Here is a 25357-nt window from a genome sequence, read left to right on the forward strand (position 1 = left end):
GGATCACTGTCCATAGCAGGTGACCATCGCGGTCGCGCGTTGGTGCAGCTTGGTGCGTAACCACTGTGGGGTCAGGGTTTCCGCGTTTGTTGCCAGTTGCCACATTGCCCATTCCGCGTGTCTGGCGTCCTGGAAGGTGACTTCCATGCTCAGCCAGCCGCCGGGTTCGGACGCCTCGGAGAGTACGGCGAGTGCTGTGCCGACGAGGTCTTTGCGGCGCGCTGGGTTCACTCGAGCGTGGACGGTGACCTGGTCGCCGCCGGTGCGGAACTGGGTGCTGCGTTCCTGCCAGGCGCTGTCCAGATCGATGTGGTCGGGGCGCTGGGCCGGTTCGGTGAGTTCTTCGGCGGCCAGAACGCGCGACACCCGGTAGGTGCGGTCGGCGCCTGACTTCGTGGCGAGCAGGTAGCTCTGGCCTCGGACGGTGACTAGGCCGACGGGGTCGACCGTGCGCCACTCCGGATCCTTGCCCAGGGCTGCGTAGTGGATGCGGAGTTTGTGGCCGGCGAGTACCGCGCGCCGGACCTCGGCGACGACGGTGTCGGGGGCCTCCTCGGCGACTCCGCGCCGCGAGAGAAGGTCGACCTCGGGTTCGAGCAGCAGTCGCTGGGCCGCGCCGGTTGCGGCGTCGCGGTAGCCGGCGGGGAGCGCGTCGACGACCTTCAGCATGGCGGAGGCGAGGGCCGAGCCGAGGCCGAACGCCTGGGCGCCGCGGCGCGATCCGGCGACCAGGAGGGCGAGGGCTTCGTCGTGGTTCAGCCCGATGAGCTCGGTCTGGAAGCCCGGCAGTAAAGCGAATCCGCCGTGGCGGCCGCGTTCGGCGTACACCGGGACGCCGGCCGCGGACAGTGCCTCGATGTCGCGCAGCACTGTGCGGGTGGACACCTCCAGCTCCTGGGCCAGTGCCGTCGCGGACAACCGGCCGCGCTGGCGGAGCAGCAACACCAGCGAGACCAGGCGGTCGGCGCGCATACGACAAAACCTCTCCGGAATACACGACCAAGGGTGTCGTGATTTGTTGGCAGGCTCATCGGCGTACGGATTTCCCGACGAACCGAATGGAGCTGAAGTGGCAGTGGAGCGAACGGCGATCAACCCGGTGACCTGGTCGACGGAGCTGGGATTCAACCAGGGGGAGGTCGTCTCCGGGCACACGCGGACCTTGTACTGCTCGGGGCAGACCGCGACGAATGCCGACGGTAAGCCCGAGCACGACGGCGATCTGGCGGCCCAGCTGGCGTTGAGCCTCGACAACCTGGAGGCCGTGCTGGGGGAGGCCGGCATGTCGCTCGCGAACCTGGTGCGGCTGAACGTCTACACCACCGACGTGGACCTGCTCTTCCAGCACTACGGCGTACTGGCGTCGCGGTTGGGGGCCGCGCGGGTGGCGCCGACCACCACGATGCTCGGCGTGACCCGGCTCGCGATCCCTGGCCAACTGGTCGAGCTCGAGGGCACCGCGGTCGCGTAACGCCCGGGACGGCTAGCAAGCGCGCTCGTACTCGACTTGCGCCAAAGCCTGTCCGTCCCCGAAATCCCTGGTCTGCGTGGCGCCGGTCTCGGCGAATCCGCACTTGCTGTAGAACCGCCGGGACTGGGCCGTGTCGCGCAACGTCCACAGATGCACCTGGGTGAACCCTTCGTCCCGCAACACCTGCAGCGTCCCGTCCATCAACGCCGCCGCGACTCCGGATCCCCAGCCGTCCGGATGCCCGTAGAAGCTGTAGATCTCGGCCAGTCCGGGCCGGGTCCCGGATTCCATCACCCACGCCATCGCCAGCGGCCGCCCGTCCACCGATCCCAGCATCACGATGCCCTCACCGGAGCTGATCCGGTCGTGCCAGCGGGTCAAGCGGCTCTTGATCTCCCCGGCCGCGAACTTCTCGTCGAAGAACGGTGCATAGGCCGCCGCCCACGCCGCCGCGTGGATCTCGCCCACCGCGTCCCCGTCACCGGCCACCGCGCGTCGTACGTCGATCATGGTCCGACGGTAGGAGATCGCGCCGACAGTTCAGGTCGCGGCGCCGAGGATCAGCCCGGCCGCCAGGGCGCCGTACGCCGTACCGGCGAAGCGGGGGAGCCACTGGTTGGCGGCGCGGTGCCGGCGCAGGAACCGACCGACGCGGACGGCGCCGCTGCCGATCGAGAGGTCGACGACCAGGCCCACCAGCAACATCGTCAGCCCGAGGGCGAACAACTGCAGCGCCTGACGGCCCAGGCTCGGGTCGACGAACTGCGGCAGGAAGGCCAGGTAGAACAGCAGGATCTTGGGATTGGTGAGGTTGTTGACCAGGCCGCGCACGTACACCGGGCCGAACCGGTCCGGCACCGCCTCGCCCGCGGTCGCCGGGGTGAGCTCGGACTTGCGCAGGGACTGGAAGGCGAGCCACACCAGGTACGCAGCGCCGGCGAAGCGGAGCACGTCCATGGCGATCGGGGCCGCACGCAGAACGGCGGCCAGGCCGAGCGCCACCGCGCTGGTGTGCACGAGCATCCCCGTCGCGGTGCCACAGGCTGCGGCGCGGCCGGCGCGACTTCCGCCGGTCAGCCCCTGGGCCAGGATGAACAGCATGCCGGGACCCGGCGTGAAGTTGATGATCAGGGCGGCGACCAGAAAGGTGGCGAACAGTTCGGCGTTCATCGTTGTCTCCTCGGAGGCGGGTTGTGGTGGTGGTTCCAGCGTCGGCCTCCGAGTGGTATGACGTCCAATGCCAATATCGGCGACAACCCATAGATACTCTTGATCTATGTTCAACCTGATCCAGCTCAGCGTCCTGGCCGCGGTCGGCCGGCACGGGTCGGTGACCGAGGCGGCCAAGGAACTGCACTACTCCCAGCCGTCGGTGAGCCACCACTTGGCGCGGCTGGAAGCCGCCGCCGGCGTGAAGCTCGTCCAGCGGGTTGGTCGCGGCATCCGGTTGACGCCGGAAGGCCAGCTGCTGGCCCATCGGGCTGCCGAGATCGTGGGCCGGGTCGACGCGGCGAGCAGTGAGCTCGCGGCGCAGGTCGGACTGCAGTCGGGGCGAGTCCGGCTGGCCGCGAACGCGTCGGCGCTCAGCACGATCGTGCCGAAGGCGGTCGACGCGCTGGCGCAGGCCTATCCCGGGATCGAGCTGAGCCTGATCGATCGGCACCCGGTCGAATCGCTGCAGCTGCTCCGGCACGGCGAGGTCGACGTCGCCGTGGTGTTCCGGTACGCCAACGCGCCGGCCGAGTCCGGCGAGTTCCGCCTGGTCCAGCTCGGCGACGACCCGATCCACCTGATCAGCCGGCAGGGCGACGACAGTCTCGCGAATCATCGCGAGTCGTCCTGGATCGGCGGGTGTGACCGCTGCGTGGCGGAGTTGCTCGCTGTGTGCCGCAGCGCGGACTTCGATCCCCGGATCGGCTCGCACAGTGACGACATCGTCGTCGTCCAGGCGCTGGTCGCGGCCGGTCTCGGGGTCGCCCTCCTGCCCGGTCTCGCGCTGCAGGCTCATCGGCGCCCCGACGTCCACGCCACCGAGCTCGTCGGTCTGCGCCGACAGATCCAGGCGGCGACGTACGGCGAACCGCCCGACCCACCGGCTGTCGCCGCCGTACTGGATGCGCTCGGCGCAGCCAGCGCATTACAGGAGGTTGGAGGCCCACCCGACCACGTCTCGTAGACCGGGCAACGAGCTGCACGGGCCGGTTGGCCGGAGATGATTTCGGCGTCGGCCGGGGCTCGTGTGAGGTCAGTCTCAGGAGTTGGGTTCATGTCTCCGGACCGGTTAAGTTGCTTAGGCAAGCCTTACCTAGGATCTGGGGAGATCGTGCGAGACCTTCGAGTCGCCGTCGTCGGCGCAGGGCCGGCCGGGATCTATGCCGCCGACATTCTGACCAAGGAGCACGAAGGCGCTCACGTCGACCTGATCGAGCGGCTGCCGGCGCCGTTCGGGCTGGTGCGGTACGGCGTGGCGCCGGATCACCCGCGGATCAAGGAGATCATCAAGGCGCTGCACCGGGTGATCGGGCGGGACCGGATCCGGTTCCTCGGCAACGTCGAGTTCGGCGCGGACCTCAAGCTCGAGGACCTGCGCCGGCACTACCACGCGGTGATCTTCGCGACCGGGGCGATCTCGGACCGCGAGCTCGCGATTCCGGGCATCGATCTGCCGGGCAGCTACGGCGCGGCCGACTTCGTCAGCTGGTACGCCGGGCATCCCGACGTACCGCGTGAGTGGCCGCTGGACGCTCGCCACGTCGCGGTGATCGGCGCCGGCAACGTCGCGCTCGACGTCGCCCGGATGCTGGCCAAGCCGGCCGACGAGCAGCTCACCACCGAGATCGCGGACAACGTCTACCGCGGGCTGAAGGCGAACCAGGCCACGGATGTGCACGTCTTCGCGCGGCGCGGGCCGGCGCAGATCAAGTTCACGCCGATGGAGCTGCGCGAGCTGTCGCACTCGCCGAACGTGGACGTGATCGTGCACCCCGAGGGCTTCGAGATCGACGAGGCGAGCCAGAAGGCGATCAACTCCAGCAAGGGGACGCGACTGGTCGTCGACACGCTGCTCAAGTACCTCGAGGCGGAGCCGACCGGCGCCGCGCACCGGATCCACATCCACCTGTGCCACGCGCCCGTCGAGATCCTGGGCGAGACCCGCGTCGAGGGGCTGCGCACCGAACGCACCGAACTGCAGGGCGACGGGACTGTCCGGGGCACCGGCGAGTACGTCGACACTCCGGTGCAGGCGGTCTATCGCGCGGTCGGATACCTGTCGTCGAACCTGCCCGGCCTGCCGTTCGACCACCAGGCCGGCGTGATGCCGAACGCGGGCGGCCGCGTGCTCGGCATGGATGACGAGCCGCTGCCCGGGCTGTACGTCACAGGCTGGATCAAGCGCGGGCCGATCGGGCTGATCGGGCACACGAAGTCCGACGCCGCCGAGACGATCGCCAACCTGCTCGCCGACATCGACCAGTTGCCCCAGCCGGAACTGGAGGATCCTGACGCGATCCTCGAGCACCTCGCCGCACGCGGCGCGACGATCGTCGACGCCGAGGGATGGACGAAGCTGGACGCGCACGAGCTCGCGCTCGGTGAAGCCGCCGGGCGGGAGCGCATCAAGGTCGTGCCGCGCGAGGACATGCTGCGAGCCTCCCGGGGCTGACGCGCGTGCGGCGAACGTCCGCCCGAAGCTGATGCCCGTACGGCGACAGCGTCCAAGGCGCATCCGGCCCGCCTCCACTTTGTGCACCGCCCAGCCACTTCGTCAGCCCTGGAGCGGCTGGGCGGTGCACAAGCGCGGGTCCCCGGAGGCGCGGCGGCGGGTCGGTACGCTGGAGCATCGGACGTGGCGGACCTGAGGGGTGTGGGTGAGCAAGGGCTGGTGGTGGCTGGCGATCGGCGCGGTCGCGGTGGCGGCCTGGGCCGCGCGTCCGGACTCGCCCGATACCGACACCTCGGCGGACAGCCCGGCCGCGTCCACCGCGACCAAGACGCCGGCACCCGCGCCGAAGTCCGCCGAATCCAAGCCGAAGCCGACGCCGTCCACCACCGACTGGTGGACCGACTACGATCCCGCGCACTTCGCCGTACAGGTGAAGCGATCGGCCGCCGCGGCGAAGGTGGACCCGCAGCTGCTGATGGCGATTCTCTACAACGAGTCCTACAAACCGCACGACCCGGAGTTCGAACGCGCCTGGCTGCGCATCGACTCCAACCCCGCGCTGGGAATCGCCAACATGCACCGCGCCGCCTTCGAGGACACTCAGCGCGGAAGCCGGTTCGCCGGCCGCAAATGGGAGGAACTTCCCGACCACCCCGAGCTCGCGATCGAAGCCGCCGCCTGGCACCTGCGCGACCTCGCCGCGCGCCTGCCCAGCAAACCCCGTACCGAGCTGAAGAAGCACGAATTGATTGCCCTCGGCTACAACGCCGGCCAGGGCAACATGCGAGCGTTCGCCCGCGGCGTGAAGCCCGGCTCGCAGGCCCAGTCCTACCTGGACCGCTTGCGCGACAACTGGGACAAGTCGGGAGAAGCCCTTCGGGCGTAGCTTCTGTGAGGTGGGTCACAGGAGTCGTGCTTTCCCGCCGTACGCCGTGCTGTGGTCGAAGAAGCCACCTTCGACAAGGAGACGCGGATGATGGATGTGGACGAAGCGGCGGAGCGCCTGGGATTCCCGGCTGGTGCCCGTGCCTGGCTCAACGGCCTACCGGTGCCTGCCGACGTGCAGCTCCCAGCGAATCCCCAAGCCCTGTTGGACTTCTGCGGTGTAGCCGACAACGACCAGCGGGAGATGCTCGCCGCGCGTCCTGACCCGGAGGCCCATCCTGAGTGGTGGGCGGTGGTGTCGGCCATGGCTGCCAGTCTCGAGCAAAACCTGGACAAACCGATCCCGTCGACAGGCTTCCAGGGCTGGCCTGTGGTGCCCGCAGCGTCCTCGCCGGTCGGCCTGTTCGCCGCCGCTTGGGCGCTGCTCAGCGCGCTCCCTCGGCTGCTCGATCGCCACGAACGACGTGGGGTTCCGGACGCCGTGAGCCGCGCGACCGCCTCCGCACTCGGCGGTGTCATGGGCACCCATCGCCACCTCACCGGTCGTCCCGGAGTCGGTCTGATGCCGCTGTGGGGTCCGCCGTTGCGGTTCCGGGGCGCCGATTTCGAGATCGGCCGGCATTCGTTCACCCGTGCTGAACTCGGCCTCGGCGACGGCGTCGCGGGTCATGTGCTGATGATCCACGTACCGCCGATCGGCCCGCTCGATCCATCCAGTTCGGAGCGGTCGGTCGCCGAAGCGGCTCGTCTGTTCGACCAGTGCTACCCCGACGAGCCGGTGACGGCGTTCGTCTGCAACTCCTGGCTCCTCGATCCTCAACTGGCCGAGTACCTGCCGGAGGACTGCAACATCCGCCGCTTCCAGCGCCGGTTCGACGTACTGCCGCTGCTGCCGCCTCAGGACCCGTACGACGACGACCGCGACATGATGCGGATAGGGCTGCACCTGTCGCCGCCGACAGGTCCCTTCACGGCCGAGGATTTGGAGCGGGTGCCGCAGAAGACCACACTGCAGCGCGCGTTCGTCGCCCATCTGCGGACCGGCCGTCACTGGCAGAAGCGCACCGGCATCCTCCGCTCGGACGAAGCCCTCACTTCTTGGCCGGCGACAGATGCGCGCGCTCGCCCTGCGGGCCGAACAGCGTGAGCAGCTCGGCCGGGCGGCGATCGGCGCTGCCGATCCAGTGGGGGACTCGGGTGTCGAACTCCGCGGCCTCGCCCTCGGCGAGCAGGAACTCCTGCTCGCCAAGGACGAATCGCACCTTCCCGTTCAGCACGTAGAACCACTCGTATCCCTCGTGCGTCTGCCGCTTCGTCGTCGACGCGCGACCGGCCGGCGGATAGATCACCTTGTACGCCTGGACGCCCCCGGCTCGTCTGGTCAGCGGCACGATCGTCAGCCCTGACCGCCGTACGGGGCGCAGGTGGATACGGGGATCGCCGGTTGGTGGCGCGGCGACCAGGTCGTCGAGCGGTACGCCGTGCGCTCGCGCCAGCGGGAGCAGTTGCTCCAGCGTCGGGCGGAGTTTGCCGTTCTCCAGGCGGGACAGGGTGCTGGCGGTGAGGCCGGTCTCGGTCGCGAGGCCGGCCAACGTGGTGCGTCGCGCCTGGCGGAGCGCCCGCAAGCGCGGGCCGACTCCGGCCAGCACGTCATCGTTGCTCATGGCCACATCATGCGGATCTGCAACATCCTTTGCAAGAAGGAAAGCACTGCGGAAAGGGTGGAAGCAACACAACACAAGGAGACAAAACGCATGGACGCAGAACGCTTCTGGGACGACCTGTACGACGCCCGCAGCACCTGGGGAGAGCGACCCAATCCGCTGCTCGTCGAGACTGTCGAGGCGCTGCCCACCGGCGAGGCGCTGGATCTCGGATGCGGTGCCGGAGGCGACACCATCTGGCTCGCTCGCCAGGGCTGGGACGTCACCGCCGTGGACATCTCCGGCACGGCCGTCGAACAGGTGAGCAAGCGAGCTCACGATCTCGGCCTCGCCGACCGAGTGACCGCCGTACGGCACGATCTGGCGCGCGGCTTTCCGGAGGGGACCTTCGACCTCGTGTCAGCGCAGTACCTGCAGACTCCGTTCGCGTTCCCGCGCAGCGAAGTCCTGCGTACGGCGGCACACGCTCTGCGCCCCGGCGGTCTGCTGCTGATCGTCGACCACGGCTCGACCGCGCCCTGGTCGTGGAACCAGGACCCCGACGCGCACTTCCCGGCGCCGAGCGAGATCGCCGCCGAGCTCGGCCTCGACCCCGCCCAGTGGCCGGTACGACGAGCCGACCGTCCTCAACGCGAAGCCGTCGGCCCGGCAGGGGAGACCGCCACGGTCACCGACAACGTCCTGCTCATCCAGCGAGTCGACCGATGACCGACAGGAAACCGCCGCGGACCACAAACGACGAGAAGGCCACGCTGGTCGGCTTCCTCGACTATCTGCGCGACGCGATCGCGGCCAAGGTCGTCGGTGTTCCCGAACCGGAGATACGAACCCCGGGAGTGCAGTCCGGCACGAACCTGCTGGGCCTGGTCAAGCACCTCACCGCCGTCGAGCGGTTCTACCTGCTCGGCGAGGACGTCCGCGACTGGCCGGGCACCATGCGTCCGTCGCAGAAGGAAACCGTCGACGGCGTCCTGGCGGCGTATCGGGAGATCAGAGCGCGGGCCAACGAGGTGATCGACGCCTGCCCCGATCTGACACTGCCCGCCCCGGGACCGCCACGGCGTGGCCCGAAGCCGTCGATGCGCTGGGCGCTGGTCCACCTGATCGAGGAGACCGGCCGGCACGCCGGGCACGCCGACATCCTCCGCGAGCAGTACGACGGCTCCACCGGTCGCTGAAACTAATTTCTTCACAGGGGACAGAAAGTCTTGACAACCCTCCGGTGAGCCTTCAGGGTTCCAATATCCTATCCGATCCGCCCCGGTCGGTACGGATCACTCGAACGACCACAGAGAGGGTCACCGCTCATGACCAGATCCCTTCGGCCCAAGGCGGTCAGAGGCCTGATCGCCGGGCTCGCCGTCGCCGTCGTCCTCCCGATCGGCGCTTCGGCCGTCTCGTCGGCCGCGCCGATCACCCCAGGTACGACCACCGCGGTGGGCAAGGCGGCGCCGGCCGAGGTCACCGCGCCGGACGCCGAGCCGTTCGCGCCCGCCGGCCCGATCGCCGCGAAGCCCTACATGGGGTGGAGCAGCTACAGCATGCAGGTCTACGCGCCCGAGGGCGGCAAGTGGATCACGGCCGCCCAGATCAAGGCCCAGTCCGACGCGATGCACCGCAAGCTGCAGCCGTACGGCTACGACCACATCAACATCGACGCCGCCTGGAACGACGGGATCGACGCCTACGGCCGCCCGACGCCGAGCAAAACCCTGTTCCCGAACGGGTTCCAGGAGGTCATCGACCACATCCACGACAACGGCCAGAAGGTCGGCATCTACGGCATCCCGGGCATCTCCGACGGCGTGCTGAAGGCCAACCTGCCGGTCTACGGCCACCCGGAGTGCCGCACCGGCGATCTCGCGGCCGAGCCGCGCCAGCAGGGCGACTACTGGGGCTTCGGCTACCGCATCGACATGACCAAGCCGTGCGCCCAGCACTACATCGACTCGATCGCCGACCTGTACGCCGAGTGGGGCATCGACTTCCTGAAGTTCGACAGCGTCACGCCGGGTTCGGGCAAGAACGACCTGTCGCTGGACGCGCGCGACGAGGTCAAGGGCTGGTCGCAGGCGCTGGCCCGGCACAAGATCTGGCTCGAGCTGTCCTGGGCCCTCGACATCCGGTACGCCGACTACTGGAAGCAGGTCGCGAACGGCTGGCGGATCGACTGGGACATCGAGTGCTACTGCCCTGGTGAGGCACTCACCGCCTGGCCGAACGTCTCGCGGCTGTTCCCGAAGCTGGCCGACTGGTGGCGCCACGCGGGACCCGGCGGCTGGAACGACCTCGACTCGCTCAACATCGGCAACGGCGCGATGGACGGCCTGACCCGCGACGAGCGCCGTACGGCGGCCACCCTCTGGGCGGTCTCGGCCGCGCCGTTCTACGTCGGCAACGACATGACCAAGCTCGACGCGTACGGGCTGGAGCTGCTGACGAACCGCGAGGTGATCGCGGTGAACCAGGCCGGCCGCCCCGCGCAGCCGGTGTCGACCAAGACCAACCGTCAGGTCTGGTACTCGCTCAACCCGGACAGCTCGTACACCGTTGCCCTGTTCAACCTCGGCACCACCGAGGCCGACATGACCGCGACCTTCGCCGACCTCGGCCTGGACGGCGCCGCGTCGGTGCGTGACGTGTGGGCGAAGAAGGACCTGGGCACGTTCGCGACCGGCTACACCGCGCGGGCCGTGCCGCCGCACGGCGCCCGGCTGTTCAAGGTCACCCCGCGGCCCAAGGCGTCGATCCGCGTCAACGACGACGACCTGCGGGTCCAGTACGACGGCGACTGGCAGCGCAACAACAACCGCGAGGTCTCGGCCGTGACCGAGCCGCTGACCGTCAAGGTGTCGGAGACCTCCACGGGCACCCAGACGCCGACGGACAACGCCGGCGTGCGCACGGTCACGCTGAACAACGACGACCCGAAGATCAACTACACCGGGTCGTGGAGCCGCAGTACCGGTCGGGGGATGGGCGACTACCAGGACGACGTCCAGTACACCGAGGCCAACGGCGACTCGTTCTCGCACACCTTCGTCGGCACCGGTGTCGACTACGTGACCGAGACGCACGAGTCGCAGGGCGAGGTGGAGATCTACATCGACGGCGAACTCAAGCAGACCGTCAACACCTACCAGGCCGAGGGCCGCGGCGCGCAGCAGAAGGTCTTCAGCATCTCCGACCTGCCGAACGGCACGCACACCATCCGCGGGGTGAAGAAGTCGGGCCAGTTCATGCTGCTCGACAAGCTGGACGTCCGGCAGGTGAGCCTGCTGAACCCCGACACGGTGACCTTCGACAAGTCGGCTCCGGCCGACGTCACGATCCAGATCGCCCGCGACTCCAGCGAGCTGTCGTCGATCGCGAAGGCCGGCAAGTTGCTGGTCAAGGGCACCGACTACACCGTCGACGGCCGCAACGTCACGCTGAAGAAGGAGTTCCTGGCCACCCAGCCGACCGGTGACAACGCGCTGGACTTCACCTTCCGCGGCGACTACCGCGACGACGTCCACGCCACCACCGCCAACGGCGCCTCGGTCAGCTTCGGCTTCCGCGGTACGTCGGTCGACTGGATCACCGCCAAGGCTCCCGACCAGGGCGAAGCCGACGTCTACCTCGACGGCAAGCTCGTCCGCCGGGTCAACCTGCACAGCGACGAGCGCAGCACGCTGCAGCAGGTCTTCAGCCAGACCGGTCTGAAGGACGCCAACCACACCCTCCGTATCGTGAAGGTCTCCGGAGACGTCCTCCGCACCGACCAGCTCCGCTACACGACCGCGAGGTAGTTCCTGCTCGAACCCGCGGGCCGGCCGATGTCCCATCGGCCGGCCCGCGGCGTTGTTCCAGGCTGAAGCCGGCGCTCGTCACAACCCGCCTCGCTGTTCGGTCAATGCTGGTGACATCGACCGCTAGGCAGGAGAGCAGAGCCATGAGTGTCCTGAAACCGACCATCGTCCTCGTGCACGGAGCGTTCGCGGAGTCGGCGAGCTGGAACGGGGTGATCGAGCGGCTGCGGGCGGAGTCGCTGGACGTCGTCGCGGTCGCCAACCCGTTGCGTGGTCTGGCCGAGGACGCGACGTACGTGCGGGACGTGATCGCCGGGATCGGCGGGTCGGTCGTCCTGGTCGGGCACTCGTACGGCGGCATGGTGATCACCGAAGCCGCGACCGACAACGCATCGGTTCTCGCGCTCGTGTACGTCGACGCGTTCGCGCCCGAGCACGGGGAGAGCGCGTTCGAGCTGTCGGCCAAGTTCCCCGGCAGCACGCTCGGCGAGGCCCTTACGGTCTACCCCGTCTCGTCCGGCGGGAACGAACTGGTCATCCGGCAGGACAAGTTCCACCACCAGTTCGCGGCCGACGTCCCGGCCGGCCAGGCCGCGCTGATGGCCGCGACGCAGCGTCCGGTGACCGAGAAGGCGCTGACCGATCCGCTGCCCACCGACAGCCCGGCGTGGCGGACGATCCCGTCCTGGTTCGTGATCAGCGACCAGGACCTGAACATCCCGGTCGCGGCCCACCGCTACTTCGCCGAACGGGCCGGCGCCCGGGCGACACGCGAGGTGCCCGGGGGCTCGCACGCGCTGAGCGTCTCCCAGCCCGCGGAAGTTGCCGCAGGCATCCTCGACGCGGTCACGGCGGTCTCCAACTGAAGCCGATCCACGCGCCCGGAGGCGATCCGGGATGACCGCGACCGCGATGGTGGCCGAGTTCGACGACGTCGCGGGCTGGACCGCCGACGCCGTCGAGCGACTCGGGGACCAGTACGCGATCCCGGCCGCCTGCCGGGGCAGCGCGAGCCCGGCCGCACTGGCCTGGCTGGCCGAGGCCTGCGAGCTGTCCGCCGGTACGACGCTGCTGGACGTCGGCGCGGGAGTCGGCGGTCCGGCGGCCTGGGCGGCTCGGCGGTTCGGCGTACGGCCGGTGCTGGTCGAACCGATGCCGACGGCGTGCCGGGCCGCCCGGCGACTGTTCGGGTTGCCGGTGATCGCTGCCGACGGTGGTCGGATTCCCTTGCGGACAAGCTCGATCGACACGGCCTGGTGCCTCGGCGTGCTGTGCACGGTCGAGGACAAGGCCGCGCTGCTGGCTGAGATCCATCGCGTCCTGCGACCCGGTGCTTCTCTCGGGCTGCTGGTGGTAGTAGTTGCCCGCGACAACCGATGGCAGCCGCTACCGGACGGCAACCACTTCCCGACCCAGGACGAGCTCGCAAACGTGCTGGACCGCACCGGATTCACCCTGCTCGAGCAGACGACCCGCCCCGACAGTACGCCGCTGTCGTGGTCGCGACGGGTCGAGGAGGTGACCGCGGCGGTCACCGCGCAGCACCGCGCGACTCCCGCCTACGCTCTGGCCGCCCGGCAGAGCGAGCGACTCGGTCGCTTGTTCAGCTCCGGCCACCTCTCCATGCAGTTGCTGCACGCCGTCAGCCGCTGAACGGCGTGATGTCACAGAGGACCCCGCTACCCGGTCATTGCCGGTAGATGCCCAGCAGGAGGACGAGATGGAGCCGAGAATCGACACCGAACGCCTGGTGATCCGGCCGTGGCGCGACGCCGACGCCCCGGCCGCGCTCACGATCTACGGTGACGAGGAGGTGACGCGCTGGCTGACGCCGGCGATGGACCAGGTCGCCGACGAGCCGGCCATGCGCGCCGTACTGCGGCGCTGGCAAGTCGGCGACGTGGCACCGGTCAGTCACTGGGCGGTGCAGGAGCGCGACACGCGCCGGCTGGTCGGCGGCGTGGCGCTCCTGCGCCTGGCACCGTGGCAGGACATCGAGATCGCCTGGCAGCTGGCCCGTACGGCGTGGGGCCGCGGGTATGCGGCGGAGGCGGGCGAGGCGCTGGCCCGTTGGTCGATGCACCACGCCAACGTCGACGAGTTGTTCGCGCTGATCGGGTCGTCGAACACCCGCGCGGCGGCGACGGCCGAGCGGATCGGCATGGAGTGGATCGGCGAAACGGACCGCTATCACGGGCAGCCGCTGGAGCTGTACCGGCTGCGCCACGACGATCTGGCGTACTGCGAGACCTGCGAAAGCGATCTGGAGACCGATGCCGTGGCGGCTGGACAGAGCCGCGGCGACTGATCGGTCAACCGCGCAGGGCATCGGCGATCGCAGCGGTCACGACGTCCGGGGCTGACACAGCCAGCGAATGCGAGGCGCCGGCCACCTCACGGATCCCCCTCGCCCCGGCCCGACGCGCCATCGCGCGATGCACCGCGACCGGGATGACAAGATCCTCGTCCCCGAAGGCGAACCACGACGGCAGCCGCTTCCACGCCGGTACGCCGGCCGGCAGCGCGGCCATCAGCGCAGCCTGCGCCACCGGCCGCTGGGTCACGCTCAGCAGCGCGGCTCGATCGGCCGCGACGTCAGCCGCGACGACGCGGTGGAACGCGTCGTGGGCGATCGTCAGTTCCACGCCGCCGGTGCTCACCGGCGATGCCACCAAGGCGTGGGCGAGCATGCTGCCGGGGGACCGGCCCATCAGCTCGAACGCGCTCTCGCCGTGGTCGGGAGCGAACGCGGCGACGTACACCAACCCCCGTACGTCGTGAGCGTGCGTGGCCGCCTCGGTGATCACCGCTCCGCCGTACGAATGGCCGACGAGAACCACTGGCCGGCCGAGACCGGCGATCACGTCCCGGACGTAAGCGGCGTCCATGGCGAGACCGCGGAGAGGGGTGGCGGCAGCGACGGCCTCGATCGAGCGGGCTCGCAGTCGCGTGAGGACCTCGCTCCAGAGCGCGGACTCGGCGAACGCGCCGTGCGCCAGCAGGACCATCGGTCGCTCGTTCATCGGGACTCCTGGCTGTGCGGATGTCTCCGCCGGGCGGGTGCGCCCGAGCACAGTAATGACAGGGAGCACACCTCCGTTGTGACGAGATGACCCTCCGTACGCTCCCGCGAGCCTGAATTCGTCTGCTCAGCGACCGCCGAGGTCAGCGGTGAGCAGGTCCTCCAGGTCGGTGAGGTCGCCGGCCCGGGCCGCCTTCAGGAAGGCGTCCAGGAGTTGCCGGTGGGCGAGCGACGACACCGGTGCCCTGCGGTCGGCGGTGAGGTGGCCACGGGCGCGGCTGACCAGTTGCCGCGCGTTCGCCGCGCCGGTGTGCAGCATCTCGGAGATCCGCCCGTACGGGTAGTCGAACGCCTCGCGCAGGACATAGGCGGCGCGTTCGCGCGGTGGCAACGTGCCGAGCAGGGTGAGGATGGCCAGCTCGACCTCTTCGCCGAGCTCGGCCTCGGCGGCCGGATCGTCGTCGGTGCACCCGAGCTGCTCCTGGTACCACTCGCCGACCGGCGTCTCGTGCCGGCGACGGGCCGACTGGCTGACGTTGATCGCGAGCCGGACGGTCATCGTCACCAGGAACGCGTGCGGATCCGCGACCACCGTCCGGTCGGTGCGCTGCCAGCGCAGCCAGATGTCCTGTACGACGTCCTCGGCGTCGCCGGCACTGGCCAGGACGCGGCCGGCGATCCGCAGCAACCTGGGCCGGGCGCTGACGAACACGGCGACACCGTCGTCGGCCGCGGGCGACGGCACGCGGATGGGACTTTCGGTGTGTGCCCTGGACACGGTGACGGTCACGGCTCCGGTTCCTTCCCTTCCGGCGGCACCGCGCGGTGCCTGTGTCACCACCGTCGCGCCCGGCGCCGGTGCGCCGCGCCCTGGGAAGTCCGTGGTCACCCCGTGGTGTGACCACGGACGACCACGTGGCCGGACCACGCGCCACCACGTGCGCGCAGTCCCTCGGCGGGCAGCACCGTGCGCCGGGCCACGGAGGGGTGGCCCGGCGCGGGTTCGGTGCTTCGGGTAAGGAGGGCTGCGACGCCGGTCAGCGCACGGCCGCCCTCGCCGCCCCTTCGATGAACCGCGTCACGGTCGTGGGGTGGGTCATCAGGCCGACATGCCCGGCGTCGTACGTCGCCGTGGTGGCCCCGGCGCGGTTCGCCATGGTCCGCTGGGCGCCGATCGGGATGATCAGGTCCTTCGTGCCGAGCAGGGCCCAGGACGGGATCGTCCGCCAGGCCGGGGTGGCCGACGGCTCGTTGAGCGCGCCGACCGTGGCCGGCCGCTGCGTGGCCGCCACCAACGCCTTGTCCTCGGTGCTCAGCCCGGTCGCGAACGACGCGAAGACCGTGGACCGCTTCAGGTACAGCTCGGTGGCCGGCGTCGGCGGCAGAGTGGCGGGCACGAAGTCGAAGATCGTGGTCGGGTCGACCGAGAGCGCGGAATCCGGCCCGGCGAGCTGGGTGGCGCTCTCGCCGGCGTCCGGCAGGAACGCGTTCACGTAGACGAGCGCCTTGACCCCCGGGTGGCCGACGGCCGCGTTGCTGATCACGGGACCGCCGTACGAGTGACCCACCAGCACGATGGGTCCGGTGATCGTGTCCAGGTACGCCCGGATCGACGCCGCGTCGCCGGACAGCGACCGGAGCGGGTTCGCGAGGGCGGCGACCCGGTAGCCGTCGTCCTGGAGCTTGCTGATCACCGAGCTCCAGCTCGACGCGTCGGCCCAGGCACCGTGCACCAGAACGACGGTCGGTTTCGCCGTTCGGCTTTCGGAAGCGGCGCTCTGCGCCGGACTGAGACCGGCCGCGAACAGCGCGAGCGCGGCCAGGATCGTGACGGCGAACGACGGGTGCGCCCGGCGGGTGGTGCGAGGAAAGAGCCTCATGGTGCGGATGTCCTGTTCTGTGCGGTGGGCGGCGGAGTCGCACGACTCACCGGGACAGACCGAGCGGTTCCTGGCGCTGTGACAGCCGTTCCGGGGGAGGCGGACAGCCGTGCCGGCCTGTCACAGCGCTCGGCCGGGAGCTGTCCTCTGAGAGTCCGATCACTAAAAGTCAACGCGAGTTGACTTTTCGGCCGACCGAATCCTACCGTCGAAGTCAACAGCCATTGACAAATTTCAGGGGTGGTCATGACGCAGACGTCCGCCCGCGCGGAACGGGGCTCGGCGCCGCCGCGGGCTACCCAGGAAGGGCTTCGCCGGTTCGTCGAGCGGTTCGCCGAGGACCATCCGCCGCTGTCGCTGGCTGCGGCGGACCTGACCATCCACGACCCGGACGCGGTGCGCCGCCGGTTCGGGCCGGTCTTCAACTACCTGACCCGGGTCGAGTTCGAGGTCGAACGCAACGTCCTGGAGCTGCGCGCCTTGATGCCGGATGCCACCGAGGTGGACCGGTTCTTCTACCAGGAGGTCTGGTCGCCGCAGGAGTTGCAGCACGGAGTGCTGCTGGACGCCGTACAGCAGGGCTTCGGGTTGGCGCCGGAGCCTGCCGAGCTGAGCAGGGTGAGTGCCCGGATCAGGCTGGTCGGGGTGCTGTCGCACCTGCCCGGCATGCTCGGCGTGGTCCGGCTGCTCTACTACCTGACCGGCGCTGCCACCGAACGATCTGCGGTGGTCGCGTATTCGCGCCTGGTCGACGGGCTGCGCGCCATGGGTGAGCGAGCCGTGGCGGAGACGGTCGTTGCCCCGATCAAGCGGCAGGAGCCGGGCCACTTCGCCTTCTACCGGCTGTCGGCGCAGGCGCTGGTGGCGGACGAAGGACTCCGGGACTGGCAGCTCCAGCTGGCGCGGATCCTGCGCCGCCGGTCGTTCGGGCTCGTCGGCGTGAACAATCGCAAGCAACAGGCGGACTTCGGCGACGTCGCTCGTGCTCTCGGTCTGGATCGGGAGCTGCTGGAGGTCGCCCGGCAGGTCAGCTTGGTGGAGCGCGAACTGCTGTGGGCTCAGCAGCAGGGCATGGACGTCCCCAGCTACATCCTGGCGGCGCTCCGGGATGCGATCGAGTCGAGCGTCGCGCGGGAAGCGGGACTCCGGCTGTGACCGGCCGGCGATGCTCAGCCGGTGGCCATGTCCAGAGGGTCGCTGAGGTAGCGCTGTACGGCGGGTGCCAGGTCCGCGACCAGGCCCTCCGGGGTGCGAGCGGTCATGTCGGGCAGGCGCAGCAGATAGCGCGTCAGGGCGATGCCCAGCAGCTGGCTGCAGATCAGGCCGGCCCGTCGTGCGGCCTCCGCCTCGGGCGCGACGGTCGCCACCATGGCGCGCAGTTGGCGAACGTAGACCTCGCGCAGTTTGGCCGCCGCCGTCTCGTGGGTCGCGGCGGACCGCAGCAGGATCGGCAGTACGGTCTGCTTCTCGTCGCCCTCCCAGAGGTCGAGGAAGTGCCGCACCAGTACCTCGCCCCGGCGGTCGGGCTCGACGTCGCGCAACTCGGGCAGGTGCAGGTCGAGGTCGACCGCGGTCGCGAACAACGTCTGTTTGTTGGTGAAGTACCGCACCACCATCGCCGGATCGATCTGGGCCTGCGTGGCGACCGCGCGAACGCTCACCTGGTCGTACGGATGCAGGGCGAACTGCTCCCGCGCGGCCGCCAGGATCGCCGTCCGGGTGCGCTCGGACTTCTTCATTCCCGCAGCGTAGCAAGTAAGTCAACACTGGTTGACTTTCGGTTCGGCGGTCGGGAGCCGTCACAGGACGGTGGTCCGCGCTGTCCAACCTGTCGACCGAGGAGGAGGTCGTCATGACCAGCACCCAGCAACGCCGGGCCGAGCGGGCCGTCCTGATGAAGTTGCGGCTGCTCGGCCTGGGCCGCAATCCCCTGCGCAGAAGGGTGGACCGGGTCGAGTCCGGCGTGATCATCGCCGTACTGATCGGTGCTCTGCTGGCGATCCCCGTGGCGCCCGGGCTCGGGACGTCGGTCCGCGAGCAGGCCGACCGTACGGCGGCCGAGCGGAAGGCGCAGTTGCGCCAGGTCGAGGCGAGAACCGTGGAGAACACCGCTGAAATCGTTCCCTCCACCCCTGGCCAGGTCACCTCGCAGGTCCGGGTCGTTTGGTTCGACGCGACCGGACTGTCGGGCGAGGGCCGGGCGGAGGTGCTGATCGGCACCAGGGCCGGCACTGCGTTGACGATCTGGCTCGACCGGAACGGATCGATCGCCCGCGCGCCGCGGGAGTCCGCCGACAGCGTGGCGCTCGGCGTCGCGGCCGGGTTCGCCCTGCTGATGGTTGCCTGGCCGCTGTTGTGGGGCGGGTACCGGCTGGCCAGGCTCTCGCTGGATCGCCGGCGCGCTCAGGAGTGGGAACGCGAGTGGGAACTGGTGTCTCCGCGCTGGACCCGGTCGCAGAACTGAACTCGTTGCGCAAGGCACGCAATGGGTGGTGACCACGTTCTGAGCCGTTCACCGGGCGTCACCGCGACGAACTGGTGCTATCGCGAACTGGCGGTTCGGCGCTAGCCTCGTTCGGGGGTGGTGCGAGCGATGGTGACTGGTCCGTCCGGGCCCGGACTTCGTGGGCGGCGCAGAGAATGTGGCCGCCTCGACGACGTGCTCGCCGGCGTGCGATCCGGCCAGGGCCAGGTGCTGGTCGTTCGGGGCGAGGCAGGCATCGGAAAGACCGCGCTGCTGGAGTACCTGGTCGCCCGGGCCGACGGCTGCCGCGTCGTACGGGCGGCCGGTGTCGAGTCCGAGATGGAGCTTCCGTACGCCGGTCTGCACCAGTTGTGCGGCCCGATGCTCGGCCTCGGCGACCACTTGCCGCAGCCGCAACGCGAGGCGCTGGGGATCGCGTTCGGGTTGGAGTTCGGTGGGCCGCCGAACAACTTCCTGGTCGGAGCGGCCGTGCTGGGTCTGCTGTCCGCGGCCTCCGAGAGCCGGCCGCTGCTGTGTGTCGTCGACGACGCCCAGTGGCTGGACCAGGCTTCTGTTCAGGTCCTGACCTTCGTCGGACGCCGCCTGCTCGCGGACCGGATCGGCCTGGTGTTCGGGCACCGAGAGCCGGTCACCGGGCCCGACTGGCGGACCGCTCCCGAGCTCGTGGTCGGCGGTCTGGCCGACCGGGACGCCGCGGCGTTGCTCGACGACGTGATCCCGGGACGGCTGGACGAACGCGTCCGGGATCGCATCGTGGCGGAGACCAGGGGAAATCCACTGGCACTGCTGGAGTTGCCGCGGGGGCTGACCCCGGGCCAGCTGGCCGGTGGTTTCGAGCGGCCGGACGCCCAGCCGCTGGCCGGCCAGATCGAGCAGAACTTCGTCCGCAGACTCCAGGCGCTTCCGCCGGACACTCAGCGGTTGCTGCTGACCGCGGCCGTCGAACCAGTCGGCGACGTGCCGCTGCTGGTCCGGGCGCTGGCGATCCAGAACGTCCCGGTGGCCGCTGCCGGGCCCGCGGAAGGGGCCGGGCTGATCGAACTCGGTGCGCGGGTCCGGTTCCGGCATCCGCTGGTCCGATCGGCGGTGACGCGCGTGGCCGCTCTCGACGACCGGCGGCGAGCCCACGAGGCTCTGGCGGAGGCGACCGACCCGGACCGGGATCCGGATCGGCGGGCCTGGCATCGTGCGCAGGGAGCGAGCGCGCCGGACGACGAGATCGCGGTCGAGCTGCTCGCGTCGGCCGAGCGAGCGCAGGGCCGAGGCGGAATCGCGGCCATGGCAGCATTTCTGCGCCGGGCGGCCGAGCTGACCCCGGAGCCTGACCAGCGCGCGGTCCGGGCTCTCACGGCTGCCCAGGCGACCCTGCGGGCGGGGGACTTCGCAACTGCGGCGTGGCTGCTCGTCAGTGCCGGCGACGGGCCGGTGGATGCCCTGCACCAGGCGCGGGTCGAGCTCGTCCGTGCGCAGCTCGCGTTCCTGTCCGGCCACAGTGTCGAGGCCCCGCCGCTGCTGCTCGAGGCGGCCCGCCGGCTCGAGCCACTGGACGACGACCTGGCCCGCGACACCTACCTCGACGCGATCTCGGCCGCGCATTTCGCCGGACGGCTGGCCGGGAAGGCCGGGCTGGCCGAGATCTCCCGGGCGGCTCGCGCCCTGCCTCGGCCGGACGGGAGCCGCAAGCGCGACCTGGCGCTGGACGGCGTCTCGGCGTTGTTCACCGACGGCTACCCGGCGGCGGTCACGCCGGCCAGGCAAGCCGTCCTGGCGTTCTCCGGTGCCCAGGGGCCACCCGACCAGGACGACCTGCGGTGGTTGTGGCTGGCGTCGCTGCTGGCGGTCGACCTCTGGGACGACGAGAACTGGGAGGTGCTCACCACCCGCCACGTCCGGATCGCCCGCGAGACCGGCGACCTCAACGACCTCCCGCACGTCCTGAACCACCGGGTCATGCTCAACCTCTTCGCCGGGCAACTCTCCGAGGCCGCCGCGCTGGTCGCCGAGATCAAGACGATCAGTGACGCGACCGGAGTCGGCCTCACGCCGTACGGGGCGGTCTGCCTGTCCGCCTGGCGCGGTCGCCCGGACGAGGCCCGCGCGTTGATCACCAGGACCCGCGACGAGGCCCAGAGCCGGGGCGAAGGTGGCGGGATCACCATCGCGCACTTCGCGCACGCCGTCCTGCTCAACGCTCTGGCGAAGTACCAGGAGGCACTGGCGGCGGCCACGGAGGCGACGGCGTACCCGATCGAGCTCGGCGTTGCGAACTGGGCGCTGCCCGAGCTGGTCGAGGCCGCGGTGCGTAGCGGCCGACCGGATCTGGCGTCCGACGGCTTCGAGCGGCTCACCGTGGTGGCGCAGGCGTGTGGCACGAACTGGGCCCTCGGCGTGCTCGCCCGATCGAGGGCGCTGCTGACGACCGGCCAGGCGGAGGCCGAATCGGCGTACCGGGACGCGATCGAGCTGCTCGGCCGCACGCGGATGCGGATGGATCTCGCCCGCGCCCGGCTCGTGTACGGCGAATGGCTGCGGCGCGAAGGCCGACGGCAGGACGCGCGCGACGAGCTGCAGATCGCGTACGACGTGTTCAGCGCGGCCGGCGCCGATGCGTTCGCCGACCGCGCCGCCAGCGAACTGAGGGCGGCCGGCGCCGCCGTCGGGACCCGGACCGACCGTCTCAGCGACACGTTGACCGCACAGGAGGCGCACGTCGCCGAGCTCGCCGCCGCCGGTCTGACCAATGCCGAGATCGGGGCACGGATGTTCCTCAGCCGGCACACCGTCGAGTGGCACCTGCGCAAGGTCTTCACCAAGCTCGGCATCACGTCCCGCAAGCAGCTTCGCGCGCGCACGTCGGTCTCGCGGTAGGGCGTGTGGTGGCGGCAACGAGTGGTTCACGAGCCGGACTGCTGGGCCGCCGCGAGGAGTGCCGTGTCCTCGACGACCTCGTGGCGGCCGCGAAGGCCGGGCGAAGCACCGCGCTGGTGCTGCGCGGCGAGGCCGGGATCGGCAAGACGGCCTTGCTGGACTACCTGGCGGCGCACTCGGACTCGTGCCACGTCGTACGGGTGGCCGGGGTGGAGTCCGAGATGGAGCTAGCCTTCGCCGCCTTGCACCAGATCTGTGGCCAGTTGCCGGACGGCCTGTCCGAGCCGAGGCACGCTGTTCTCGCCACGGCGTTCGGTCGCGCCACCGGTCCGCCACCCGATCGGTTCCACGTCGGCATCGCCCTGCTGGATCTGCTCGCCGAGGCCGCCGAGACCCGGCCGTTGATCTGCCTGATCGACGACGCTCAGTGGCTCGACCGGGTGTCCGCCCAAGCTCTCGCTTTTGCCGCGCGACGGCTCGGGGCGGAGCGTGTCGCCATCGTGTTCGCGGCCCGCGAGGCGGAGGAGGTGCACGACCTGGCGGGTTTGCCCGTGCTCGCCGTCCGAGGTCTCGGGTACGCCGACGCGCGCGCCCTGCTGGACTCGGCGATCACCGGTCCGGTCGACGAGCACGTGCGCGAACGCTTCCTCACCGAGACCCGGGGAAACCCGCTCGCGCTGCTCGAGCTGCCGCGCGCCCTGTCTGGCCAACTGGCCGGCGGGTTCGGGCTGCCCGGGGCTCGCCCGTTGCCTCGCCAGATCGAAGAGGAGTTCCTGCGCCGCTTTCAGCCGCTGCCGCGCGACACTCAGCTCGTCGTGCTGACCGCCGCCGCCGAGCCGCTCGGTGATGCGGCCCTGCTGTGGCGTGCGGCCGAACGCCTCGGCCTCGAGCGGGCCGCGGCCGAGCGCGCCGAATCGGCCGGGCTGATCGAGCTCGGCGCCGGTGTCCGGTTCCGGCACCCGCTGCTGCGCTCAGCGATCTACCGGGCGGCGTCGGCCGAGGACCGGCGTCGCGTGCACGGTGCCCTCGCCGAGGCCACCGACGCCGGCCGTGATCCCGATCGCCGGGTCTGGCACCGGGCCTACGCCGCGGTGGGGCTCGACGAGTCGGTCGCGGAGGAGCTGGAGCAGGCTGCCCAACGGGCCCAGGCGCGGGGCGGTGTCGCGGCCGCCGCGGCTTTCCTGGAGCGAGCGGCGGAGCTGACGCCCGAACCGGTACGCCGGGCCGAACGCGCCCTGGTTGCCGCTGGCACCAAGTTCGCGGCGGGGGAGTCCGATGCCGCGTACAACCTTCTCGCGGCCGCCGACCTGGGTCCGCTGGACGAGCTCCGGCGTGCGCATCTCGCGCAGCTGCGCGCCCGGATCGCGTTCGCCCGCGAGCGAAGCAGCGCCGCGGTCGGACTGCTGCTCGACGCGGCCGATCAACTCGAAGTGCTCAACGACTCGTCCGCGCGCACGACGTACCTGGAGGCGCTCGGGGCGGCGATCTTCTCCGGACGGCTGGCGGTGGTCGAGAAGGCCGCCCAAGCAGCTCGCGCGGCCAAGCCGGCGCCGTCGCCTGGGCCGATGGATCTGCTGCTGGACGGCGTGGCCACCCGGTTCAGCGATGGCTTCGAGGCGGCGATTCCCTTGCTTCGCAAGGCGTTGCAGGCCTTTCGCGAGGAGGCTGACGAGGTCACCGACGGACTGGTGCGCTGGTTGTGGCTGGCCTGCCCGGTCGCCCCCGAGCCGGTCGCGTCGGAGCTGTGGGACGACGAGGTCTGGCACGACCTGGCCGACCGGGCGGTCGAGCTCGCGCGCGGATTCGGTGCCCTGGGCATCCTTCCGGTGGCGCTGTCCTACCGGGCGACGGTCCATCTGCACGCTGGTGAGTTCGCCGCCGCCGCGACACTGATCAGCGAATCCGACGATCTCACCGCAGCCACCGGCAACGTGCCGCTGCGCTACACCCGCCTGCTGCTCGCCGGCTGGCGCGGCGAGGAGACCGCCGCGATGACCGCGATCGAGTCCGGGCTCGAAGACGCCTCCGCGCGCGGTGAGGGCCGGGCTGTCGCGCTGGCCAGACACGTGACCGCGGTGCTCTACAACGGCCTCTCGCGGTACGACGACGCGCTCGACGCGGCCAAGCAGGCCTGCCGGCAGGAACACCTCGGATTCGTCGGCTGGTCCCTGGCCGAGCTCGTCGAGGCCGCTGCCCGGTCCGGCGTACGCGATGCAGCTGTCGACGCTCTGCACGAGTTGGAGCAGCGGACGCTCCCAGCCGGCACCGACTGGGCACTCGGCGTCCTGGCCCGCTCGCGAGCGCTGCTCGCCGAAGGGCCGGCCGCGGACGCCCTGTACCAGGAGGCGATCGAGCGCCTCGGCCGCTCGCGGGTCGCCGTCCACCTGGCCCGTGCGCATCTCGTGTACGGCGAATGGCTGCGCCGTGAGCAGCGGCGCCCCGACGCGCGGTACCACCTTCGGCTGGCCTACGAGCGGTTCAGCGCGATGGGGGCGATGGCGTTCGCCGAGCGGGCCCGCCAAGAGCTCGCGGCCACCGGCGAGGCCACCCGCAGACCGTCCACCGACGGCGGAGTGCTCACCCCGCAGGAGGCGCAGATCGCGCAGCTCGCCGCGTCCGGGCTCACCAATCAGGAGATCGGCGGCCGGCTGTTTCTCAGCCATCACACGGTGGAGTGGCATCTCCGCAAGGTGTTCACCAAGCTCGGCATCACGTCGCGCCGGCAGCTCGACCCGGCGCTGACGAGCGAGGTCTCACTCGGCTGATCTGGCCGGTCAGGCGTGGCGCGCGCCGGCCACCGCGGCGCGGATCGGCCCACGATGCAAGGGTCCGTGACCCGGCAACAGGAGGTCGGCGTCGAGGTCCTCCAATGTGCTCAGGGTCGCGAGCAGCGTGGTGCGGTCGGTGTGGTGGAACATTGCCGGCAGCAACTGTGGTCCGGTCGTCGCGGCGATCGGGTGCCCGGTGACCAGGCTGTCCCCGGTGATCACAGCGCCGACCGACGGCAGGTAGTACGCCGTATGGCCGGACGTGTGGCCATGGGTGGGCACCGGCACCGGCGCGCCGGGGAGATCGAGGGCGCCCGTCGACGGGAAGGCCTGGACGTGCGGCGCCGTCACGTCCTGCGTCGCGCCGTTGCGCAGGATGTGGACAGCCCATGGCAGCACCCGCGGCCGCCACAGATTGGCGAGCAGCTTCGGCGGGGTCAACTGCTCCAGGTAGTCCCGATGCGCGTGGCCCACCTCAGCGGGATCGACGTACGCCGGGGTGCCGTACCGGTGATGGAACGGGTTCACCGCGCCCAGGTGATCGACATGCGCGTGCGTGACGAGGATCGCCCGTACGTCCTCGGGCCGCCGTCCGATCGCCCGGATCGACGCCTCGACGTCCTCGAGATCGCCGGGATAGCCACCGTCGACCAGCGTCAGGTCGGTCCCGTCCCGCAACAACACCCAGTTGACCGCCGACCCCCGCACCAGGAAGACGTCCTCAGCCGCCTCCACCACCCCGCGGTCACTCACCGGAACTCCTATCGATGCTTAAGGCAATAGTTGCCGCCACCGCACCATTGTCTCGTCCCGCCGCACCAGGACCCGCACCCGTGGCACAACCTCGCCACGGGCGGTG

24 protein-coding genes are annotated in these 25357 nt (G+C 70.4%); 15 read left to right on the forward strand and 9 right to left on the reverse strand.

Annotation, left to right across the window (positions count from 1 at the left end; translation table 11 throughout):
- Positions 1-3 precede the first annotated feature (3 nt).
- Positions 4-972, reverse strand: coding sequence for a helix-turn-helix transcriptional regulator (locus tag BWI15_RS07660; protein ID WP_077013597.1), 969 nt, complete (start codon positions 970-972; stop codon positions 4-6).
- A gap of 103 nt (positions 973-1075) precedes the next feature.
- Between BWI15_RS07660 and BWI15_RS07665 the strand changes: the two genes are divergently transcribed.
- Entirely contained in the window at positions 1076-1471 is a 396-nt protein-coding gene (locus BWI15_RS07665; RefSeq protein WP_077013598.1) for a RidA family protein, read from the forward strand.
- Positions 1472-1483: 12 nt separating this feature from the next.
- Here BWI15_RS07665 and BWI15_RS07670 read toward each other — a convergent pair whose 3' ends face one another.
- Both BWI15_RS07670 and BWI15_RS07675 read right to left on the reverse strand, forming a co-directional pair.
- Complete coding sequence (locus BWI15_RS07670; RefSeq protein ID WP_077013599.1) at positions 1484-1981, reverse strand: GNAT family N-acetyltransferase; 498 nt, start codon at positions 1979-1981, stop codon at positions 1484-1486.
- A 30-nt stretch (positions 1982-2011) separates the two neighbouring features.
- Positions 2012-2641, reverse strand: a complete 630-nt coding sequence (locus tag BWI15_RS07675) for a LysE family translocator (protein WP_077013600.1) — start codon at positions 2639-2641, stop codon at positions 2012-2014.
- A 106-nt stretch (positions 2642-2747) separates the two neighbouring features.
- Between BWI15_RS07675 and BWI15_RS07680 the strand changes: the two genes are divergently transcribed.
- From BWI15_RS07680 to BWI15_RS07695, 4 genes are all read left to right on the forward strand, one after another.
- Positions 2748-3647 carry a LysR family transcriptional regulator gene (locus BWI15_RS07680; RefSeq protein WP_077013601.1) on the forward strand — a complete coding sequence of 300 codons (900 nt, stop codon included), beginning with the start codon at positions 2748-2750 and terminating at the stop codon, positions 3645-3647.
- A gap of 147 nt (positions 3648-3794) precedes the next feature.
- On the forward strand, positions 3795-5135 hold the full coding sequence (locus tag BWI15_RS07685; protein WP_077013602.1) for an FAD-dependent oxidoreductase: 1341 nt from the start codon (positions 3795-3797) through the stop codon (positions 5133-5135).
- A gap of 205 nt (positions 5136-5340) precedes the next feature.
- The gene (locus BWI15_RS07690) at positions 5341-6021 is read left to right on the forward strand and encodes a transglycosylase SLT domain-containing protein (protein WP_202817586.1); all 681 of its coding nucleotides are present in this window, start codon (positions 5341-5343) and stop codon (positions 6019-6021) included.
- 87 nt (positions 6022-6108) lie between these two features.
- Positions 6109-7167 carry an acyltransferase domain-containing protein gene (locus BWI15_RS07695; protein ID WP_143465438.1) on the forward strand — a complete coding sequence of 353 codons (1059 nt, stop codon included), beginning with the start codon at positions 6109-6111 and terminating at the stop codon, positions 7165-7167.
- Here BWI15_RS07695 and BWI15_RS07700 read toward each other — a convergent pair.
- Positions 7112-7684, reverse strand: coding sequence for a helix-turn-helix domain-containing protein (locus tag BWI15_RS07700; RefSeq protein ID WP_077013605.1), 573 nt, complete (start codon positions 7682-7684; stop codon positions 7112-7114). The two genes, BWI15_RS07695 and BWI15_RS07700, sit on opposite strands and share 56 nt — an antisense overlap.
- Before the next feature lie 90 nt (positions 7685-7774).
- Here BWI15_RS07700 and BWI15_RS07705 point away from each other — a divergent pair, with 90 nt between their 5' ends.
- The 6 genes from BWI15_RS07705 (at position 7775) to BWI15_RS07730 (ending at position 13783) form a co-directional block, all read left to right on the forward strand.
- On the forward strand, positions 7775-8392 hold the full coding sequence (locus BWI15_RS07705; RefSeq protein WP_077013606.1) for an SAM-dependent methyltransferase: 618 nt from the start codon (positions 7775-7777) through the stop codon (positions 8390-8392).
- Entirely contained in the window at positions 8389-8862 is a 474-nt protein-coding gene (locus BWI15_RS07710) for a DinB family protein (protein WP_077013607.1), read from the forward strand. The genes BWI15_RS07705 and BWI15_RS07710 overlap by 4 nt, the downstream gene beginning before the upstream one ends.
- Positions 8863-8991: 129 nt before the next feature.
- Positions 8992-11475, forward strand: a complete 2484-nt coding sequence (locus tag BWI15_RS07715; protein WP_143465439.1) for a X2-like carbohydrate binding domain-containing protein — start codon at positions 8992-8994, stop codon at positions 11473-11475.
- 143 nt (positions 11476-11618) lie between these two features.
- A complete protein-coding gene (locus tag BWI15_RS07720) occupies positions 11619-12341 on the forward strand; it encodes an alpha/beta fold hydrolase (RefSeq protein WP_077013608.1) in 723 nt (240 codons plus the stop codon).
- Positions 12342-12372: 31 nt separating this feature from the next.
- Positions 12373-13128: a class I SAM-dependent methyltransferase gene (locus BWI15_RS07725; RefSeq protein ID WP_202817587.1), complete on the forward strand. Its 756-nt coding sequence runs from the start codon at positions 12373-12375 to the stop codon at positions 13126-13128.
- Between the two features lie 67 nt (positions 13129-13195).
- Positions 13196-13783 carry a GNAT family N-acetyltransferase gene (locus BWI15_RS07730; protein WP_077013609.1) on the forward strand — a complete coding sequence of 196 codons (588 nt, stop codon included), beginning with the start codon at positions 13196-13198 and terminating at the stop codon, positions 13781-13783.
- A gap of 4 nt (positions 13784-13787) precedes the next feature.
- On the opposite strand, the gene BWI15_RS07735 is transcribed toward BWI15_RS07730, so the two are convergent.
- The 3 genes from BWI15_RS07735 to BWI15_RS07745 form a co-directional block, all read right to left on the reverse strand.
- Positions 13788-14498 carry an alpha/beta fold hydrolase gene (locus tag BWI15_RS07735; protein WP_077013610.1) on the reverse strand — a complete coding sequence of 237 codons (711 nt, stop codon included), beginning with the start codon at positions 14496-14498 and terminating at the stop codon, positions 13788-13790.
- A 126-nt stretch (positions 14499-14624) separates the two neighbouring features.
- Positions 14625-15287, reverse strand: coding sequence for a sigma-70 family RNA polymerase sigma factor (locus tag BWI15_RS07740; RefSeq protein WP_077013611.1), 663 nt, complete (start codon positions 15285-15287; stop codon positions 14625-14627).
- Positions 15288-15534: 247 nt separating this feature from the next.
- Positions 15535-16377: an alpha/beta fold hydrolase gene (locus BWI15_RS07745; RefSeq protein WP_077013612.1), complete on the reverse strand. Its 843-nt coding sequence runs from the start codon at positions 16375-16377 to the stop codon at positions 15535-15537.
- 246 nt (positions 16378-16623) lie between these two features.
- On the opposite strand from BWI15_RS07745, the gene BWI15_RS07750 reads away from it, so the two are divergent.
- Complete coding sequence (locus BWI15_RS07750) at positions 16624-17532, forward strand: GTP-binding protein LepA (protein WP_077013853.1); 909 nt, start codon at positions 16624-16626, stop codon at positions 17530-17532.
- Positions 17533-17546: 14 nt separating this feature from the next.
- Here BWI15_RS07750 and BWI15_RS07755 read toward each other — a convergent pair whose 3' ends face one another.
- On the reverse strand, positions 17547-18116 hold the full coding sequence (locus tag BWI15_RS07755; protein ID WP_077013613.1) for a TetR/AcrR family transcriptional regulator: 570 nt from the start codon (positions 18114-18116) through the stop codon (positions 17547-17549).
- A 113-nt stretch (positions 18117-18229) separates the two neighbouring features.
- Between BWI15_RS07755 and BWI15_RS07760 the strand changes: the two genes are divergently transcribed.
- From BWI15_RS07760 to BWI15_RS07770, 3 genes are all read left to right on the forward strand, one after another.
- Positions 18230-18841: an Rv1733c family protein gene (locus BWI15_RS07760; RefSeq protein WP_077013614.1), complete on the forward strand. Its 612-nt coding sequence runs from the start codon at positions 18230-18232 to the stop codon at positions 18839-18841.
- A 129-nt stretch (positions 18842-18970) separates the two neighbouring features.
- Complete coding sequence (locus BWI15_RS07765; protein ID WP_077013615.1) at positions 18971-21730, forward strand: ATP-binding protein; 2760 nt, start codon at positions 18971-18973, stop codon at positions 21728-21730.
- Between the two features lie 8 nt (positions 21731-21738).
- Positions 21739-24495, forward strand: a complete 2757-nt coding sequence (locus tag BWI15_RS07770) for an AAA family ATPase (protein ID WP_237771187.1) — start codon at positions 21739-21741, stop codon at positions 24493-24495.
- Between the two features lie 9 nt (positions 24496-24504).
- Here the strand turns inward: BWI15_RS07770 and BWI15_RS07775 are convergent, their stop codons facing one another.
- Positions 24505-25251, reverse strand: a complete 747-nt coding sequence (locus BWI15_RS07775; RefSeq protein WP_083750606.1) for an MBL fold metallo-hydrolase — start codon at positions 25249-25251, stop codon at positions 24505-24507.
- Positions 25252-25357: the final 106 nt, after the last annotated feature.

This window comes from Kribbella sp. ALI-6-A, assembly GCF_001984195.1.
In the GTDB taxonomy this organism is placed as follows: domain Bacteria; phylum Actinomycetota; class Actinomycetes; order Propionibacteriales; family Kribbellaceae; genus Kribbella.

What these genes read in the sequence shown, in the direction of transcription:
- BWI15_RS07660 (WP_077013597.1), bottom strand. Translation starts at nt 972, where the DNA reads ATGCGCGCCGACCGCCTGGTCTCGCTGGTGTTGCTGCTCCGCCAGCGC.
- BWI15_RS07670 (WP_077013599.1), bottom strand. Translation starts at nt 1,981, where the DNA reads ATGATCGACGTACGACGCGCGGTGGCCGGTGACGGGGACGCGGTGGGC.
- BWI15_RS07675 (WP_077013600.1), bottom strand. Translation starts at nt 2,641, where the DNA reads ATGAACGCCGAACTGTTCGCCACCTTTCTGGTCGCCGCCCTGATCATC.
- BWI15_RS07680 (WP_077013601.1), top strand. Translation starts at nt 2,748, where the DNA reads ATGTTCAACCTGATCCAGCTCAGCGTCCTGGCCGCGGTCGGCCGGCAC.
- BWI15_RS07695 (WP_143465438.1), top strand. Translation starts at nt 6,109, where the DNA reads ATGATGGATGTGGACGAAGCGGCGGAGCGCCTGGGATTCCCGGCTGGT.
- BWI15_RS07700 (WP_077013605.1), bottom strand. Translation starts at nt 7,684, where the DNA reads ATGAGCAACGATGACGTGCTGGCCGGAGTCGGCCCGCGCTTGCGGGCG.
- BWI15_RS07705 (WP_077013606.1), top strand. Translation starts at nt 7,775, where the DNA reads ATGGACGCAGAACGCTTCTGGGACGACCTGTACGACGCCCGCAGCACC.
- BWI15_RS07710 (WP_077013607.1), top strand. Translation starts at nt 8,389, where the DNA reads ATGACCGACAGGAAACCGCCGCGGACCACAAACGACGAGAAGGCCACG.
- BWI15_RS07715 (WP_143465439.1), top strand. Translation starts at nt 8,992, where the DNA reads ATGACCAGATCCCTTCGGCCCAAGGCGGTCAGAGGCCTGATCGCCGGG.
- BWI15_RS07720 (WP_077013608.1), top strand. Translation starts at nt 11,619, where the DNA reads ATGAGTGTCCTGAAACCGACCATCGTCCTCGTGCACGGAGCGTTCGCG.
- BWI15_RS07725 (WP_202817587.1), top strand. Translation starts at nt 12,373, where the DNA reads ATGACCGCGACCGCGATGGTGGCCGAGTTCGACGACGTCGCGGGCTGG.
- BWI15_RS07730 (WP_077013609.1), top strand. Translation starts at nt 13,196, where the DNA reads ATGGAGCCGAGAATCGACACCGAACGCCTGGTGATCCGGCCGTGGCGC.
- BWI15_RS07735 (WP_077013610.1), bottom strand. Translation starts at nt 14,498, where the DNA reads ATGAACGAGCGACCGATGGTCCTGCTGGCGCACGGCGCGTTCGCCGAG.
- BWI15_RS07745 (WP_077013612.1), bottom strand. Translation starts at nt 16,377, where the DNA reads ATGAGGCTCTTTCCTCGCACCACCCGCCGGGCGCACCCGTCGTTCGCC.
- BWI15_RS07750 (WP_077013853.1), top strand. Translation starts at nt 16,624, where the DNA reads ATGACGCAGACGTCCGCCCGCGCGGAACGGGGCTCGGCGCCGCCGCGG.
- BWI15_RS07755 (WP_077013613.1), bottom strand. Translation starts at nt 18,116, where the DNA reads ATGAAGAAGTCCGAGCGCACCCGGACGGCGATCCTGGCGGCCGCGCGG.
- BWI15_RS07760 (WP_077013614.1), top strand. Translation starts at nt 18,230, where the DNA reads ATGACCAGCACCCAGCAACGCCGGGCCGAGCGGGCCGTCCTGATGAAG.
- BWI15_RS07765 (WP_077013615.1), top strand. Translation starts at nt 18,971, where the DNA reads ATGGTGACTGGTCCGTCCGGGCCCGGACTTCGTGGGCGGCGCAGAGAA.